The sequence below is a fragment of the Desertibaculum subflavum genome (genome assembly GCA_003576705.1).
Classification (GTDB): Bacteria; Pseudomonadota; Alphaproteobacteria; order Ferrovibrionales; family Ferrovibrionaceae; genus Desertibaculum; species Desertibaculum subflavum.
The window spans coordinates 25362-40522 of the sequence record QOZS01000021.1 but is presented as its reverse complement, the minus strand read 5'-3'; the positions used below and the strand labels follow the sequence as shown (position 1 = coordinate 40522).

Here is a 15161-nt window from a genome sequence, read left to right as displayed (position 1 = left end):
GAGAGAGCCGACCGACGATGAAGCCCAGTTCCGTTGCGGGCCCGCTCAATGGCGTGACCGTGCTCGACCTCACGCGCGTGCTCGCCGGTCCCTATTGCGCGATGGTTCTGGCCGATCTGGGCGCCCGGGTGATCAAGATCGAGGTTCCCGGAACAGGCGACGACAGCCGCCAGGTGGGTCCGTTCATCAATGGCAAGTCGGCCTATTTCATGTCGATCAACCGCGGCAAGGAAAGCATCGCGCTCGACCTCAAGGCGCCGGCCGACCGCGCGATCTTCGAGCGCCTTCTGGCGCGCGCCGACGTGCTGCTGGAGAACTACCGCGGCGGCACCATGGAGAAGCTGAACTACGGCTTCGACGTGCTGCACCAGCGCTTCCCGCAGCTGATCTATGCCGCCTGTTCCGGCTTCGGCCATTCGGGGCCGTACAAGACCCGCGCCGCCTACGACATGGTGGTGCAGGGCATGGGCGGCGTGATGAGCCTGACCGGCCATTCGGGCGGCCCGCCGACGCGCGTAGGCACTTCCATTGGAGATCTGGCGGCAGGTCTGTTCACCGCGATCGGCATCAATGCCGCGCTGTTCGAGCGCCGCGCCACCGGCCAAGGCCGCAAGATCGATGTCAGCATGCTCGATAGCCAGGTGGCTTTCCTCGAAAACGCCATCGCGCGCTATGCCGCGACCGGCGAGGTGCCTGGCCCGCTCGGCGCCCGGCACTCGACCATCACGCCTTTCGCCGCGTTCTCCACCAAGGACGGCCACATCATAATCGCTGCCGGCAATGACGGCCTGTTCGCCGCGCTCGCCAAGGCGCTCGGCCATCCGGAATGGACGACCGATCCGCGCTTCAGGACCAATCCGGACCGCACCGCCCATCATGCCGAGCTGACGGCGGCGATGGAGGCGGTGCTGCTTACCAACATCACCGCGCACTGGCTCTCCGTGCTCGACAAGGCGAGCGTGCCCTGCGGGCCGATCAACAACGTGGCGCAGGTGCTGGCCGATCCGCAGGTGATGTCGCGCAACATGGTGGCGAGCGCCGAAGATCCCGTCGCCGGGCGGATCACCATGGCCGGCAATCCGATCAAGCTGTCGGGCGTGCCCGACCCGGTGGAGCGGCCCTACGCGCCCGGTCTCGACGAGCATCGCGCCGCCATCCTGGCCGAGCTGGACATGCTCGACCGGGAGTAGCGCCGCCCGTGCTCGTCGATCTCATCGAACGGTTCGGCTATCTCGTCATCTTCGTGGGGACGTTCTTCGAAGGCGAGACGGTGCTGGTGTTCGGCGGCTTCGCCGCGCATCAGGGACACCTCACGCTGGCCGGCGTCATTGTCACCGCCTTTCTCGGCTCGTATGCCGGCGATCAGGTGTGGTTCCACCTGGCGCGACGCTATGGCCGGCTATGGCTGGCGCGCCGTCCGAAGCTGCTCGGCCGGGTGGAACGGGTGCGCGTCCGGCTCGGCGGCCATGCCGACTGGTTTGTCCTCACCTTCCGCTTTCTCTACGGCATCCGCAGCGTCGGCCCCATGGCGCTCGCCATGAGCGGCTATCCCGCGCGGCGCTTCCTTGCGCTCAACGGGATTGCCGCCGCGGTCTGGGCCATCGTCGTCGGTACCGCCGGATATCTGTTCGGCGAGGCCTTCGAGCTGATGCTCGGCCAGGTCAAGGACATGCAGATCAAGATCCTCGGGGCCATCGCGGCGGCGGTCGTTGCCGCCCTGATCGGCCACTGGCTCTATCGCCGCTGGCTCAAGCGGCAGGCTTGAACCGCACCACCTTCTGATCGATCGCGCCGAAGATGCTGCGCCCGCCTGAATCCAGCATCTCGATGCGGATGCGGTCGCCGAATTTCATGAACGGTGTCGTAGGCTTGCCCTGCTCGATGGTCTCCAGCATGCGCCGCTCGGCGATGCAGGCGGATCCCTTGGAACGGTCCAGATTGGAGACCGTGCCGGAGCCGACGATCGTGCCGGCGGAAAGGCGGCGCGTCGTGGCCGCATGCGCGATCAAGGTCGGGAAATCGAACGTCATGTCGGTGCCCGCGTCCGGCGCGCCGAACAATTCACCGTTCAGGGTCGAGCGCAGCGGCAGGTGCAGCTTGGCGCCGTCCCAGGCGGCGCCCAGCTCGTCCGGCGTCACCGCCACCGGCGAGAAGGCGGTCGAGGGCTTGCCATGGAAGAAACCGAAACCCTTGGCGAGCTCGTTCGGGATCAGGTTCCGGAGGCTGACATCGTTGACCAGCATGACGAGCTTGATGTGCCACGCCGCCGCCTGGCGGGTGGCGCCCATCGGCACGTCGTCGGTGACGACGGCAACCTCGCTCTCGAAATCGATGCCCCAGGCTTCGTCCGCCATTTCGATGTCGTCGGTCGGTCCGAGCATGACATCGGACCCGCCCTGATACATCAGGGGGTCGGTCCAGAAGGATGGCGGCATCTCGGCGCCGCGTGCCTTCCGCACCAGCTCGACATGGTTCACATAGGCCGAGCCGTCGGCCCATTGAAAGGCGCGCGGCAGGGGTGCCGCGAGCTGCGCCGGATCGAAGGCGAAGGCGTCGCGATAGTGTCCCTCCTCCAGAAGCCGCGCGATCGAGCGCAGCTCGGGCTCGACCTCGTGCCAGTTGTCGAGCGCCGCCTGCAAGGTCGGCGCCGCGGCCTTCGCTTCGACGGCACGGGTGAGATCGCGGCTGACGACGGCGAGACGCCCGTCGCGGCCGCCCTTGAGCGAGGCGAGCTTCATCGCCCTACTCCGCCGCCTTCGCCTGCGGCGTCAGCCAGGAGCGGACATAGGCGGCGTTCTCCACCGAAGCCGCCGCAGGGGCGATCTCCAGCGCATCGCGCGCGTCCAGCATCACCGCCACCTCGTCGGTCTCAGGCTTGGCCGAGGCGAAGGCATGCTTCAGCGCTTTCGGATGCGGCCCATGGGTGAAGCCGCAGGGGTGCAGGGTGATCATCCCAGCATGGATGTTGTCGCGGCTGAAGAAATTGCCCTGGTGATAGAACAGCACCTCGTCGTAATCGTCGTTGTTGTGGAAGAACGGCACCTTCAGCGCCGCCGGATCGGTCTCAAACGGGCGCGGCACGAAGGTGCAGACGACGAAGCGCGACGCCACGAAGGTCGAATGCGCCGAAGGCGGCACGTGGTAGCGCGCGCTCAGCACCGGGCGGATGTCGCGCCAGTTGATCTTGACCGGCGCCAGGTTGCCCTTCCACCCCGTGGCATCCAGCGGGTTGAACGGATAAGTGATGGTCGAAATCTGACCGCGCCGCTTCACCCGCACGGCCCAGGCATCTTCGGTCTGCTGGGCGCGGAAGGCCGCGTCCATTGCCGGCGTGTCGAGCATGGCCGGATCGAAGATCGCGTGCTCGCCCAGGATGCCCTTGTCGGGCAGGCGGAAGCTGTCGTTGGTCGCCTCGATCAGCAGCGCCGTCACCGGCGCCGACGGCTCGATCCGCCACATGGTGGAGCGCGGCAGCATGATGTAGTCGCCATCGCGGAAGGCAAGGCGCCCGTAGTCGCAGTAGAGGTCGCCGGCACCTTCGTGGATGAACAACAGCTCGTCGCCATCGGCATTGCGCACCAGGTGGTCCATCGCCTTGGGCTGGCGCCAGAGGCGGAACTGCAGATGCGCATTGTGCAGCATCAGCTCGGCCGACCACGGCCCACTCTCGCCGCCCTTCAGCTGCACCGTGTCGAAGGCGCGGGGCTTGAGCGGCCCCTCGAACTCGACCCAGCCGGTCGGCGGATGCCGGTGATACATGTGGGTGGCCGGGCCGAAGAAGCCCTCCTTCCCCATCTCGCGCTCAAAGGTACCGGGCGGCAGATTGACATGCGCCTGGCGCGAGGCCGTGCCTTCGACGCGCGGCAGCGAGATCCAGTTCTTCGCCATTGTTGTCCTCCCGTGGCCTTCCGGCCGTCGGCCGCCTCAGGCGGCCGGGTTCAACACGCCGCGGCGGATCTGGTCGAGCTCGATCGATTCGAACAGCGCGCGGAAATTGCCTTCGCCGAAGCCTTCGTCGCCCTTGCGCTGGATCAGCTCGAAGAAGATCGGGCCGATCACCGTCTTGGTGAAGATCTGCAGCAGCTTGCCGCCTTCGGGTGTGGGGGCGCCGTCGATCAGCACGCGGTTCTTCTTCAGCCTCGCGAGATCCTCGCCGTGTCCCGGCAGGCGCTTGTCGATCAGATCGTAATAGGTGTCGAGCGTGTCCTGGAACGGCACGCCCTTGGCGCCCAGCGCCTCCACCGTCGCATGGATGTCGCCGGTCGACAGCGCGATGTGCTGGATGCCCTCGCCGTGATAGGCGCGCAGATATTCGGCGATCTGCGACTTGTCGTCCGAGCTCTCGTTGATCGGGATGCGGATCTTGCCGCAGGGGCTGGTCATTGCCTTCGACTTGAGGCCGGTCAGCTTGCCCTCGATGTCGAAATAGCGGATCTCGCGGAAATTGAAGAGCCGCTCGTAAAATTCCGACCATTCGTCCATGCGGCCGCGATGCACGTTGTGAGTCAGGTGGTCGATCGAGACCAGGCCGACGCCTTTCGGGTTCTGGTCGACACCCGGCAACGGCTCGAAATCGACGTCGTAGATCGTCCCCTTGGGCCCATAGCGGTCGACCAGATAGATCAGCGAATCGCCGATGCCCTTGATCGCCGGGATGTTGAGCTCCATCGGGCCGACCCGGCTCTGCACCGCCCAGGCGCCGAGCCCGGTCGCCCGCTCATAGGCGCGCGCGGCGTTCTGCACTCGGAAGGCGATGGCGCAGACGCTCGGCCCATGCACGCGGGCGAAGGCCTGGGCGAAGCTCTCCGGCTCCGCATTCAGGATGAAGTTGACGTCGCCCTGACGGAACAGGGTGACGTTCTTGGAGCGATGTTTCGCGACGGCGGTGAAACCGAGCTGTTCGAACAGCCGGCCGAGCTCCGCCGGATCCGGCGCCGTGTATTCGACGAATTCGAAGCCGTCGGTGCCCATCGGGTTGACGCTGTCGTCCATGGGACCTCCCGTGCCGGGCGCCCGGGGCGCCCCTTGATCGAGGATGCTTACCCGCGATATTAGTTACATATGAAACCAAATCAAGCCGCCGCCGCTCCTACAACCGACGACGACGCGGCGCCGTTGCAGTTGGAACGTTTCCTCCCGTATCGACTCGCGGTATTAACGAACCTGGTCAGCAGCAAACTGGCTGCGGCATATGCCCGGCAATTTAATCTCACGGTTGCAGAATGGCGCATTATTGCGATTGTCGGCCGATTTCCGAACACCACGGCCAGCGAGATCGCCGAGCGAGGTGCGCTGGACAAGGTCGCGGTCAGCCGCGCCATCGCCTCGCTCGTCGCCACCGGCCGGCTGGTGCGGGTGATCGATCCGGCCGACCGCCGACGCGCCCGGCTCGCCATGAGCACGGCCGGCTACAATGTCTATCGCAAGATCGTTCCGTTGGCACGCGACTACGAACGGCAACTTCTCGCCACGCTCGCGCCGGAAGACCTGCAGGCGCTCGATCGCCTGCTGGAGAGCCTGACCGCCCGCGTGCGCCAGCTGCCCTAGCAACGCGCGATGCCGGTGTCGCCCGATGACGGGCGGTCCGATCACATTGCCGGAGCGTCCGGCCCTGACCCGGCTGCGCCGTCTCCATCAGCATTGGGTTCAGTTGTGCGGCGACAGACCGCTGCCGTCACCCGATCAGTTCGACATCCTGACCCTGCCCCAGTTGATGGGCTATCTGCACATCGTGGAGGTCGAGGGCGAGCCGCCGCGCTTCCGCTTCCGCCTGTTCGGCACCCGGATCGCCGAGATCGGCGGCCGCGATCTCACCGGCAGATGGGTCGACGATATCGAGCCGCCGCGCTGGGCCGAAGCGGTGCAGGCCGCCTTTCTGCAACCGCTGACGCATCGCCTGCCCTGCTACAGCCGCTCCGACGACGCCTACGATCTCGGCGCCATCGAAATGCACCGGCTGGCCTGTCCGTTCTCCAGCAACGGGCACGACATCGACCGCCTGCTCGTCGGCGTCGAGGCGATCCCCCGGCCGCACTTCACCGGCAAGACCTGAGCCCAGTCGGATCAGCGCGGATCAGATCAGCCCGGCCAGCGGCGAGGACGGATCGGCATAAAGCCGCCTCGGCATGCGCCCGGCCAGATAGGCGAGCCGGCCGCTTTCGACCGCGAGCTTCATGGCCCGCGCCATCAGCACCGGGTTCTTGGCTTCCGCGATCGCCGTATTCATCAGCACGCCATCGCAGCCGAGTTCCATGGCGATCGCCGCATCCGACGCGGTGCCGACGCCGGCATCGACCAGCACCGGCACCTTGGCGTTCTCGACGATGATGCGGATGCCGACCGGGTTCTGCACGCCGAGACCGGAGCCGATCGGCGCCGCCAGCGGCATGATGGCCACGCAGCCCATCTCCTCCAGCTTCTTCGCCATGATCGGGTCGTCGCTGCAATAGACCATGACCTCGAAGCCCTCGGCGATCAACACCTTGGCGGCGGCGAGCGTCTCGGTCATGTCGGGATAGAGCGTCTTCTGGTCGCCCAGGACCTCGAGCTTCACCAGCTTCCAGCCGCCGGCCTCGCGCGCCAGGCGCAGCGTTCGCAGCGCGTCCTGCGCCGTGTAGCAGCCGGCCGTGTTCGGCAGATAGGTGAACTTCTTCGGATCGACATAATCCATCAGCATCGGTTGCTTGGGATCGCTGACATTGACCCGGCGAACCGCGACGGTGACGATCTCGGCGCCGGATGCCTCGATGGCGCGCGCCGTCTCCTCGAAATCCTTGTACTTGCCGGTGCCGACCAGCAGGCGGGAGTTGAAGCGCCGGCCGGCCACGACCAGCGCGTCCTGCTTCTCGCGTGCCGCGAGCGGCACGCCGTCATCGCCGCCGCCGATGAAATGCACGATCTCCAGCCGGTCGCCGTCGCCAACTCTGATCTCGCCATAGGTCGAGCGCGGCACGATCTCGAGGTTGCGCTCGACCGCGATCTTGCGCGGGTCCAGGCCCAAGCTCTCCAGCAGCTCCTTCACCGTCATCGGCGCCTGAATCTGCTTGGCCTCGCCGTTCAGCATCACCTGCATGGCACATCCTCGCGCGGGGCCACGGCGATCCGACCGAGTCTGGAGAGCACACGCATCCCCGGGATGCGCAAGTTCCATTCCCTTCGCCGGCATGACCCGGATCAGGTTCGAAGGGTCACCGCATGCCGCGGTCTCTCAGCCCCCACACGGGGCTCCCCTTGGAACAGCAATATGATTGGGCGGCGGGCGCCCTACGTCAAGTTCGGCTCAGCGTCCGGTGAACTTGGCCGGCCGGCGCTCCAGGAAGGCGGCGACGCCCTCCTGGTAGTCCTCGGCGCCCTGGCAGAGGGCGTACTGGTCCAGGTCCATCTGGCTGGTGGCGGCGCCGAGCGCGTTGGCATAGGCGTTGATGTCGGCCTTGATCATGCGGACTGGCACCGGCGGCAGCGACGCCACCCGCTCGGCCAGTTCCATGGCACGGCCGAAGGCGTTACCCGCCGGCACCACTTCCTGCACCAGACCGAAATCCAACGCCGACTGCGCCGGCACCTTCTCGGCCAGGATGGCGAGCTGCTTGGCCCGCGCCGGGCCGACCAGGTTGACGATGCGCGGCAGGCTCTGCCAGCTCATGTTCATGCCGCGCTCGATCTCCGCGACATAGAAGCGACTGGTGCCGCCGCAGACGCGGAAGTCGAGCGAGACCGCGAGCGCCACGCCGCCGCCCACGCACCAGCCCTCGATCGCCGCGATGGTGAACGGCGCGAGATCCTCCCAGGCCTTGCACATGCGCGGCCCCGCCAGCAGGTGCCGGCGGCGTTCAGCGAGGCCCATGTCAGACAGCTTCTGCGTCTCGGTGTCCTTGAGGTCGTAGCCGAGCGTGAACACCTCCGCCGTGCCGGTCACCACGATGGCGGAGGTTTCGATATCGTCCTCGAAGCTGCGCGCGACCTCGGTCAGCTCGCGCATAACAGCGCGCGACATGGCGTTGCGGCCATCGCCGCGGTCCAGGCGGACGATGGCTATGCGGCCGCGCTTCTCGACGGTGATGCCGGAGGCTGCCATGTCAGCGGCCCGCATCGCGGATCATGTTGATGATGCCGGAGAAGTCGAGCCCGCCCTGCCCGGCCTTGGCGTAGCGCTCGTAGATCGCCGCCGCATCGGCGCCGAGCTCCGTCGTTGCGCCGGCCGCCTTGGCCGCTTCCTGCGCCAGCTTCAGGTCCTTCAGCATCATGTCGGCGGTGAAGCCCGCCTGGTAGCCGCGATTGGCGGGCGAGGTCGGCACCGGCCCCGGCACCGGGCAATAGGTGGTCAGCGACCAGCACTGGCCGGAGGATTTCGACGAGATGTCGAACAGCTTCTGATGGTCCAGGCCGAGCTTCTCCGCCAGCACGAACGCCTCGCTCACCGCGATCATCGAGATGCCGAGCACCATGTTGTTGCAGATCTTCGCCGCCTGGCCGTTCCCCGCCGGACCGGCATGCACGATGGTCTTGCCCATCGCCTCCAGCAACGGCTTCGCCTTGGCGAAAGCTTCCTCCGGCCCGCCGACCATGAAGGTGAGCGTGGCCGCAGCCGCGCCGCCGACGCCGCCCGAGACCGGCGCGTCGATCATCGGCATGCCGGCCTCGGCCGCCGCCTTGGCGACGGCGCGCGCGCTCTCGACATCGATGGTGGAGCTGTCGATGAACAGCGTGCCCTTCGCCGCCGCCTTCAGGATGCCGTTGTCGCCGAGATAGACGGCGCGGACATGCTGGCCTGCCGGCAGCATTGTCACCACGACATCAACGCCTTTGGCGGCTTCCGTTACGCCGGCGGCGCTCGTCGCGCCGGCTTCCTCGCAGACCTTCACCGCGGCGGCGGCAAGGTCGAACACCTTCACCTTGTGGCCGGCCTTCAACAGGTTGCGGGCCATCGGCCCGCCCATGTTGCCGACGCCGATGAAGCCGATCGCGGCCATCTTGTCCTCCCTCGGAAAACTCAATCCCAATCGTAGCGCAGGTCACCGTCGGGCAGCGGCGCAAAATAGGCGTCGATATCGGCGTCGCTCACTTCGCCCAGGCTCGCCGGACGCCATAGCGGCTTCTGGTCCTTGTCGACGACGACGGCGCGCGTGCCCTCGTAGAAGTCGTGGCCCTTGATGACGCGGTTGACCATGCGCCATTCCATGCGCATGCACTCGTCCATCGAGCGCTTGGCGCCCTCGCGGATCTGCCGGAAGGTCAGCTTCAGGCTGGTCGGCGATTTGGTGCGGATGGTCGCGGCCTGCTTCGCGGCGAACTCGCTGCCATCGGCGTCCAGCGCCGCGAGCACTCCCTCGACGCTGGCACCCGCAAAGCAGCGGTCGATCACCGCGCGATGCGCCGGCAGGGTCGGCGTGCCGGCCTCGGCCGTGAAGCCGGCAACCACCTTGTCGGCGACGCGCATCGCGTCGCCCGACCAGTCGGCCGCCTTCAGCGCCGCCAGCAGCTCGTCGCGCTTCGTCGCGGGGACGAAAGCAGTGCAGATGCCGGCAGCCACCGAATCCGCTGCCCTCAGCCGCTCGCCTGTCAGCGCCAGATATTGGCCTATTTCGCCCGGACAGCGCGGCAGGAAATGGCTGCCGCCGACATCGGGGAACAGGCCGATGCCGGTCTCCGGCATGGCGAACAGCGTGTTCTCGGTCGCGATGCGATGCGAGCCGTGCACCGAGACACCGACGCCGCCGCCCATGGTGATGCCGTCGAGGAATGCGATATAGGGCTTCGGGAACCGCTTGATGCGCGCGTTCATCACGTATTCGTCGTGATAGAAATCGTACGGGTAGCGCCCGCCGGCGCGGCCCTCGTCATAGAGCTTGCGGATATCGCCGCCGGCGCAGAAGGCGCGGCCGCCCTCGCCCAGGATCACCAGCGCCTTCACATCCGGATCAAGGCTCCACGCCTTCAGCTTGGCATCAAAAGCGACCACCATCTCATGCGTCAGCGCGTTCAGCGCCTTCGGCCGGTTCATCCGGACGATGGCGATGCCGCTCTCGACGGCGAACAGGATCTCCTCGCTCATGGGTCGAGCGAGCCGCCGCTCAGCAGCCGGCGGGCGATGATGACGCGCATGATCTCGTTGGTTCCTTCCAGAATCTGGTGCACGCGGAGGTCGCGCAGATAGCGCTCCACCGGGAAGTCGCGCAGATAGCCGTAACCGCCATGCAGCTGCAGCGCCTCGTTGACGACATGGAAGCCGGCATCGGTGGCGAAGCGCTTCGCCATCGCGCAATGGGTTGTCGCATCGGCATGGCCGGCATCGAGCGAGGCGGCGGCGCGCCGGATCATCAACCGCGCGGCCTCGAGCTCGGTCGCCATGTCGGCGAGCTTGAACTGCAGCGCCTGGAACTCGGCGAGCGGCTTGCCGAATTGTTGACGCACGCCCATATGCTCACGCGCAAGGTCGAGGCAGGCACGCGCGCCGCCGATCGAGCAGGCTCCGATGTTCAGTCGGCCACCGTCGAGCCCCATCATGGCGATCTTGAAGCCCTCGCCCTCGGCGCCGATCCGGTTCGCCACCGGCACCCGGCAATCCTCGAACATCACCGCCGCGGTCGGCTGCGAGTTCCAGCCGAGCTTCTTCTCCTGCGCACCGAACGACAGCCCCGGCGTGCCGTTCTCGACCACGATGCAGGAAATGCCCTTCGGCCCGTCGGCGCCGGTGCGCACCATGCAGACATAGATGTCGGAGCGGCCGCCACCGGAGATGAAGGCCTTGGAACCGTTCAGCACGTAGTGGTCGCCGTCGCGCACCGCGCGGGTCTTCAGCGCGGCGGCGTCGGAGCCTGAACCAGGCTCGGTCAGGCAGTAGCTGGCGAAATGCTCCATCGAGCAGAGCCTGGGCAGGAACCTGCGCCGCTGCGCCTCGGTGCCGAAGCGATCGATCATCCACGACGCCATGTTGTGGATCGAGATATAAGCGGCGGTGGAGGTGCAGCCGGCAGCCAGCTCTTCGAAGATCACCGCCGCATCCTGCCGCTTCAGGCCGGAGCCGCCCATCTCCTCCGACACGTAGATGCCGGCGAAGCCGAGCGCCGCGGCGCCACGCAAAGCCGCCTCCGGAAACACTTTGCCCTCGTCCCAAACGGCCGCATGCGGCGCCATCTCATCGCACGCGAAACCGCGCGCCGCGTCGCGAAATGCCCGCTGCTCTTCGGACAGCTCGAAATCCACCGCATTCCTCCCGTATTCGGGCGTTATGGATGAAGCGCCGGGGCGGCGGCGTCAACCAGCCTGCCCAGCTCGGCCGTGGACTCCTGGATCGTGCGGCCGGTGGTGTCGAGCACCGCGTCGGCCTTGCGGTAGAGCGCCTCGCGCTGCACGAGGATGCGGCGCAAATCCTCCATCGCCTCGGCATTGCCGGCCATCGGCCGGCGGTCGCCCTGGGCCAGCACGCGGGACATGTGCTCCTCGGGCGAGGCCTTGACCCAGACCGTCCAGCAACCTTCCAGCAGCCGCTGGAAGGTGGCCGCTTCCGTCACCAGGCCGCCACCGGTCGAGATCACCGCCTTGCGGTTCATGGCGATGACCCGCTCCAGCGCGCGCAGCTCGTGCCGGCGGAACGCCGCCTGGCCGGACAGGGCGAAGATTTCGTCGAGGGCCATGCCGGCTTCCGTCTCGATGGCGCGAGCCAGTTCGATGAAGGGAATCGAGAGCTTCTCGGCCAGCAGACGCCCGAGCGTGGTCTTGCCGGCACCGCGCAAGCCGATCAGCGCGATGCGCAGCCGCCGATCCCCGGTCTGCGCAAAGCGCTCGGCGACGAAACCGGCAACCTCCTCCAGCTCGCGCGGGTTCAGCCGGTCCAGCTTGGCGACCAGCAGGTTGCGCTCGACCGAACGGTCGGGCCCGTCATCGGTCAGCTCGGCCAGCGGCACGCCCATGGCGCGGGCAACCTGGCGCAGCAGAGCGATCGAGATGTTGCCGCGTCCGGCCTCCAGCTCCGCCAGATAGCGCTCGGAAACGTCGGAATCGCGCGCCAGCAACCGGCGGGTCATGCCGCGGCGAGCCCGCAGGTTGCGCACCCGCTCGCCCAGGCGCGTCAGGTATTCCTGGGTCCCGGTCTCGCGGGGCTCGGGCGTGTCGGCGGGTGCGGTGCGAAGCGCCACGGGAAGGGCTCCAGGTGCGAATTCCCGTGCATTATAATGCATCCAGGCTTGGCATCCAGTCCCGCCGGAATTATATTGCATACGACTTCCAAGGAGCGGGCGTATGGCCGTCGCTATTTCCATTCTGGTCGGCACCATGACCGGCAATGCCGAACTGGTCGCCGACGCCGTGCGCGACGTGCTTGCCGGCGCCGGCCATCCGGTCGAGATCCTGCCGATGGACAGCCTGCGCCCGGACGTGTTCGGCCGCGGCGGCGTTTTCCTGATCTGCACCTCGACCTATGGCCAGGGCGACGTGCCGGATAATGCGCGCGACCTGTACGAGGCGCTGCAAGCGGAGAAGCCCGACCTAGGCGCCATCCGCTATGGCGTGATCGGGCTCGGCGACAGCACCTACCAGGACACCTACAACAACGGCGGCAAGCTGTTCGACACCTTGCTGGCCGGGCTCGGCGCCAGCCGCGTCGGCGCCCGCATGGAGCACAATGCGAGCGGCGGCAGTTTCGCCGAGGACGATGCCGTGGAATGGGCCAAGGGCTGGATCGGCGCATTGAAGGCCCTTACCGTCGCGGCGTGAGCGCGACGGACTTTCTCGACATTCCGCAAGGCCGGTTGGAGATCCGCCGCATATCCGAGGCGCGCGCCGGCGCGCCGACGCTCGTCTTCCTGCATGAAGGTCTCGGCTGTGTCGGCATGTGGCGTGACTTCCCCGACCGCGTCGCCGCCGCGACCGGCTGTGGAGCGCTGATCTACAGCCGCTTCGGCTATGGCGCCTCCGATCCGGTCGCCCTGCCCCGCCCGCTCCGCTACATGCACGACGAGGCACTCGCCGTGCTGCCGGCGCTTCTTCGTGCCGCCGGCATCGGCCCGCATGTGCTGATCGGCCATTCCGACGGCGGCTCGATCGCGCTGATCCATGCCGGTGGCGGGGCGACGCCGAATCTCAAAGGCGTGGTCACTCTCGCGGCGCATGTCTTTGTCGAGGACATTTCCGTCACCTCGATCGCGGCGGCGCGCGAGCAATGGGAGCAAGGCGACCTGCGCGCCCGCCTCGCGCGCTGGCACCGCGACAACGTGGATGCCGCCTTCCTCGGTTGGAACCGCGCCTGGCTCGATCCCGCCTTCCGTGCCTGGAACATCGAAGCGTTCCTTCCGGGCATCCGCGTGCCGGTCCTGGTGATCCAGGGCGAGGACGACGAGTACGGCACGCTCGAGCAGGTCGAGAGCATCCGAAAGGGTTGCGGCGCCGAGCCGCTGGTCCTGCCGGAAAGCGGCCACTCGCCCCAGCGGGACCGGCCGGAAGCGGTGGTTGCCGCCATCGGCCGCTTCCTCGCGCCGCTGCTCTGACGCCGCGCGCCAGCCGCCCATGGTGCCGATAGCCGAGAGCGGCGCATCCTCCCGCTGGACCGGGATCCTTGCCGCCAACGCCGCGGCGTTCCTGTTCGGCAGCATCGCGCTGTTCGGCAAGCTGCCGCTGTCGCCGGTCTGGATCGTGGCGGTTCGCGCCGTGTTCGCGGTGCTGGTGCTGGCGCTGCTGGCTCGACTGCTCCGCAACCCCCTGGTCCCGCCGACCGCGATGCTCGGCCGGATCGCGGCGAGCGGCGCCCTCCTCGCCGGCCATTGGGTGTTGTTCTTCGTCTCGGTCCAGCTCGCCAGCGTCGCCGTGGCGACCTTGACCATCGCGAGCTTTCCGCTCTTCACCATCGTGATCGAGGCATTCTGGCAGCGCCGCCGGCCACGGCTGGGGGAGCTCGCCGCCGGCCTCGCCATCGTGCTCGCGATCTTCCTGCTGGTGGGCGAAGGCGCCGCCATCGACGGGGACGCGATCTGGGGCGTGCTGGCCGGGCTCGCCGCCGCCGCGACCTTCGCCGTCTTCGCGTTGGCGAGCCAGGCGATGGCGCGGCGCATCGATACGGTCCGCCTCTCGCTGACGCAATACGCCGCAGCCGCTGCGGTGCTGATGCCCTTGTTGCCCTTCGCCGGGGCGCCTCCGACCGGATCAGACTGGCTGTGGCTCGCCATCCTCGGCGTCGCCGGCACCGCCGTTGTGCACCAGCTCTATCTGTTCAGCCTGCGTCGCCTGCCGGCTTCGGTCTGCGGCGCCATCGTCTCGGTGGAGCCGATCTATGCCGTGCTGCTGGCGGCGGCCTTGTTCGGCGAGCCGGTCGGTCCCGCCATTGCGGTCAGCGCCGCGCTGGTGATCGGTGCGACGCTCGTCCTGTTGCGCCGCTAGGCGCGCGTGGCGGCGATCAGCAGGAAAGGCGGCCGGTCCCGCTCGACCGCCCATTCCGGATGCGCCGCGATCTGCTCGGGCGTCGGCCCCCATTCCTCGACATGGTCGATGCGGAAGCCGGCGCCGATCAGCAGGTTCAGATAGGTGGCGATGGTGCGGTGCTGCTTCACCACGCCGGGCGCCAGCCAATCGGTCACGCGCGGGCCTTCGTCGAGATAGCGGTCGAGCGGCCAGATCTTCCCGCCCGCCGCCTCCATCCAGCCGGGGCGCGACGGCGCGGTGAACAGCGGATGCTCGGCCGAGAAGATGAACCGCCCGCCCGGCGTCAGCGCCCGGGCGATGTTCGCGACCAGCCGGTCCAGATGCACCAGGTAGTGCAGCGCGAGCGCACTGTAGGCGAGATCGAAGATCTCATCCGGCAGAGCGACGCTGTCGAGATCGGCGTGCTCGTATTGTACGGCGGGATCGCTCGTCTCGGCGCGCGCCCGCGCCAGCATCTTGTCGGAGACGTCGAGGCCGAGCACCGCCGCCGCCCCCTGTTCGCGGGCGAAGCGGCAGAACCAGCCGAAGCCGCAGCCGAGATCGAGCACGCGCTTGCCCCTCAGGTCCGGCAGCAGTGCGCGCAAAGCCGGCCATTCCGGCGCGCCGTCCAGCCCCTCGACCGAGCGCGGCAGGCGGCTGTAGCCGGCGAAGAACGCATCGTCGTCGTAGATGTTCTGCGTCATCGCCTCTCTCTAGCGACGGCGCCCCGAAAAGCGAAGGGCCCGCGCTGCCCATCGGCGTCGCGGGCCCCT

Annotated in this window: 17 protein-coding genes and 1 riboswitch; of the genes, 7 read left to right on the top strand and 10 right to left on the bottom strand. The window is 67.7% G+C overall.

Annotated features, from left to right (window positions below; translation table 11 throughout):
• The first annotated feature begins 17 nt into the window (after positions 1–17).
• Together DT074_RS12940 and DT074_RS12935 are read left to right on the top strand one after the other, a co-directional pair.
• Positions 18–1190, top strand: a complete 1173-nt coding sequence (locus tag DT074_RS12940; protein WP_119420274.1) for a CaiB/BaiF CoA transferase family protein — start codon at positions 18–20, stop codon at positions 1188–1190.
• A gap of 8 nt (positions 1191–1198) precedes the next feature.
• The gene (locus DT074_RS12935; RefSeq protein WP_119420273.1) at positions 1199–1765 is read left to right on the top strand and encodes a DedA family protein; all 567 of its coding nucleotides are present in this window, start codon (positions 1199–1201) and stop codon (positions 1763–1765) included.
• On the opposite strand, the gene DT074_RS12930 is transcribed toward DT074_RS12935, so the two are convergent.
• The 3 genes from DT074_RS12930 to hppD are packed head-to-tail and all read right to left on the bottom strand — an operon-like array spanning position 1749 to position 4992.
• Entirely contained in the window at positions 1749–2738 is a 990-nt protein-coding gene (locus tag DT074_RS12930) for a fumarylacetoacetate hydrolase family protein (protein WP_119420272.1), read from the bottom strand. The two genes, DT074_RS12935 and DT074_RS12930, sit on opposite strands and share 17 nt — an antisense overlap.
• A gap of 4 nt (positions 2739–2742) precedes the next feature.
• Positions 2743–3888 carry a homogentisate 1,2-dioxygenase gene (locus tag DT074_RS12925; protein ID WP_119420271.1) on the bottom strand — a complete coding sequence of 382 codons (1146 nt, stop codon included), beginning with the start codon at positions 3886–3888 and terminating at the stop codon, positions 2743–2745.
• Positions 3889–3924: 36 nt separating this feature from the next.
• Complete coding sequence (hppD, locus tag DT074_RS12920) at positions 3925–4992, bottom strand: 4-hydroxyphenylpyruvate dioxygenase (RefSeq protein WP_368744646.1); 1068 nt, start codon at positions 4990–4992, stop codon at positions 3925–3927.
• 69 nt (positions 4993–5061) lie between these two features.
• Here hppD and DT074_RS12915 point away from each other — a divergent pair, with 69 nt between their 5' ends.
• Entirely contained in the window at positions 5062–5547 is a 486-nt protein-coding gene (locus DT074_RS12915; protein WP_119420270.1) for a MarR family winged helix-turn-helix transcriptional regulator, read from the top strand.
• A gap of 25 nt (positions 5548–5572) precedes the next feature.
• The gene (locus DT074_RS12910; protein WP_119420269.1) at positions 5573–6052 is read left to right on the top strand and encodes a PAS domain-containing protein; all 480 of its coding nucleotides are present in this window, start codon (positions 5573–5575) and stop codon (positions 6050–6052) included.
• A gap of 21 nt (positions 6053–6073) precedes the next feature.
• Here the strand turns inward: DT074_RS12910 and thiS are convergent, their stop codons facing one another.
• From thiS to DT074_RS12880, 6 genes are all read right to left on the bottom strand, one after another.
• On the bottom strand, positions 6074–7072 hold the full coding sequence (gene thiS / locus DT074_RS12905; RefSeq protein ID WP_119420268.1) for a sulfur carrier protein ThiS: 999 nt from the start codon (positions 7070–7072) through the stop codon (positions 6074–6076).
• Positions 7073–7132: 60 nt separating this feature from the next.
• Positions 7133–7241, bottom strand: a riboswitch (TPP riboswitch).
• 38 nt (positions 7242–7279) lie between these two features.
• Positions 7280–8089: an enoyl-CoA hydratase/isomerase family protein gene (locus DT074_RS12900; RefSeq protein WP_368744645.1), complete on the bottom strand. Its 810-nt coding sequence runs from the start codon at positions 8087–8089 to the stop codon at positions 7280–7282.
• Complete coding sequence (mmsB, locus tag DT074_RS12895; protein ID WP_119420266.1) at positions 8076–8969, bottom strand: 3-hydroxyisobutyrate dehydrogenase; 894 nt, start codon at positions 8967–8969, stop codon at positions 8076–8078. Before mmsB ends, DT074_RS12900 begins: the two co-directional genes overlap by 14 nt.
• 20 nt (positions 8970–8989) lie before the next feature.
• Complete coding sequence (locus tag DT074_RS12890; protein ID WP_119420265.1) at positions 8990–10051, bottom strand: enoyl-CoA hydratase/isomerase family protein; 1062 nt, start codon at positions 10049–10051, stop codon at positions 8990–8992.
• Complete coding sequence (locus tag DT074_RS12885; RefSeq protein ID WP_119420264.1) at positions 10048–11202, bottom strand: isobutyryl-CoA dehydrogenase; 1155 nt, start codon at positions 11200–11202, stop codon at positions 10048–10050. Before DT074_RS12885 ends, DT074_RS12890 begins: the two co-directional genes overlap by 4 nt.
• 23 nt (positions 11203–11225) lie before the next feature.
• Positions 11226–12134 (bottom strand): helix-turn-helix transcriptional regulator, encoded by a 909-nt coding sequence (locus DT074_RS12880; protein ID WP_368744644.1) that lies wholly within the window; start codon positions 12132–12134, stop codon positions 11226–11228.
• Between the two features lie 103 nt (positions 12135–12237).
• Here DT074_RS12880 and DT074_RS12875 point away from each other — a divergent pair, with 103 nt between their 5' ends.
• Genes DT074_RS12875 through DT074_RS12865 form a run of 3 tightly spaced genes read left to right on the top strand, consistent with a single transcriptional unit; the run spans position 12238 to position 14367 of the window.
• The gene (locus tag DT074_RS12875; protein WP_119420262.1) at positions 12238–12711 is read left to right on the top strand and encodes a flavodoxin domain-containing protein; all 474 of its coding nucleotides are present in this window, start codon (positions 12238–12240) and stop codon (positions 12709–12711) included.
• Positions 12708–13481 (top strand): alpha/beta fold hydrolase, encoded by a 774-nt coding sequence (locus DT074_RS12870; protein ID WP_368744642.1) that lies wholly within the window; start codon positions 12708–12710, stop codon positions 13479–13481. Before DT074_RS12875 ends, DT074_RS12870 begins: the two co-directional genes overlap by 4 nt.
• Positions 13482–13500: 19 nt before the next feature.
• Positions 13501–14367 (top strand): DMT family transporter, encoded by an 867-nt coding sequence (locus DT074_RS12865; RefSeq protein ID WP_162914869.1) that lies wholly within the window; start codon positions 13501–13503, stop codon positions 14365–14367.
• Here the strand turns inward: DT074_RS12865 and DT074_RS12860 are convergent.
• Positions 14364–15092, bottom strand: coding sequence for a class I SAM-dependent methyltransferase (locus tag DT074_RS12860; protein ID WP_119420259.1), 729 nt, complete (start codon positions 15090–15092; stop codon positions 14364–14366). The two genes, DT074_RS12865 and DT074_RS12860, sit on opposite strands and share 4 nt — an antisense overlap.
• Positions 15093–15161: the final 69 nt, after the last annotated feature.

Coding starts and splice junctions, on each gene's coding strand:
- DT074_RS12940 (WP_119420274.1), top strand. CDS start 18: ATGAAGCCCAGTTCCGTTGCGGGCCCGCTCAATGGCGTGACCGTGCTC.
- DT074_RS12930 (WP_119420272.1), bottom strand. CDS start 2,738: ATGAAGCTCGCCTCGCTCAAGGGCGGCCGCGACGGGCGTCTCGCCGTC.
- DT074_RS12925 (WP_119420271.1), bottom strand. CDS start 3,888: ATGGCGAAGAACTGGATCTCGCTGCCGCGCGTCGAAGGCACGGCCTCG.
- hppD (WP_368744646.1), bottom strand. CDS start 4,992: ATGGACGACAGCGTCAACCCGATGGGCACCGACGGCTTCGAATTCGTC.
- DT074_RS12915 (WP_119420270.1), top strand. CDS start 5,062: ATGAAACCAAATCAAGCCGCCGCCGCTCCTACAACCGACGACGACGCG.
- DT074_RS12910 (WP_119420269.1), top strand. CDS start 5,573: ATGACGGGCGGTCCGATCACATTGCCGGAGCGTCCGGCCCTGACCCGG.
- thiS (WP_119420268.1), bottom strand. CDS start 7,072: ATGCAGGTGATGCTGAACGGCGAGGCCAAGCAGATTCAGGCGCCGATG.
- DT074_RS12900 (WP_368744645.1), bottom strand. CDS start 8,089: ATGCGGGCCGCTGACATGGCAGCCTCCGGCATCACCGTCGAGAAGCGC.
- mmsB (WP_119420266.1), bottom strand. CDS start 8,969: ATGGCCGCGATCGGCTTCATCGGCGTCGGCAACATGGGCGGGCCGATG.
- DT074_RS12890 (WP_119420265.1), bottom strand. CDS start 10,051: ATGAGCGAGGAGATCCTGTTCGCCGTCGAGAGCGGCATCGCCATCGTC.
- DT074_RS12875 (WP_119420262.1), top strand. CDS start 12,238: ATGGCCGTCGCTATTTCCATTCTGGTCGGCACCATGACCGGCAATGCC.
- DT074_RS12865 (WP_162914869.1), top strand. CDS start 13,501: ATGGTGCCGATAGCCGAGAGCGGCGCATCCTCCCGCTGGACCGGGATC.
- DT074_RS12860 (WP_119420259.1), bottom strand. CDS start 15,092: ATGACGCAGAACATCTACGACGACGATGCGTTCTTCGCCGGCTACAGC.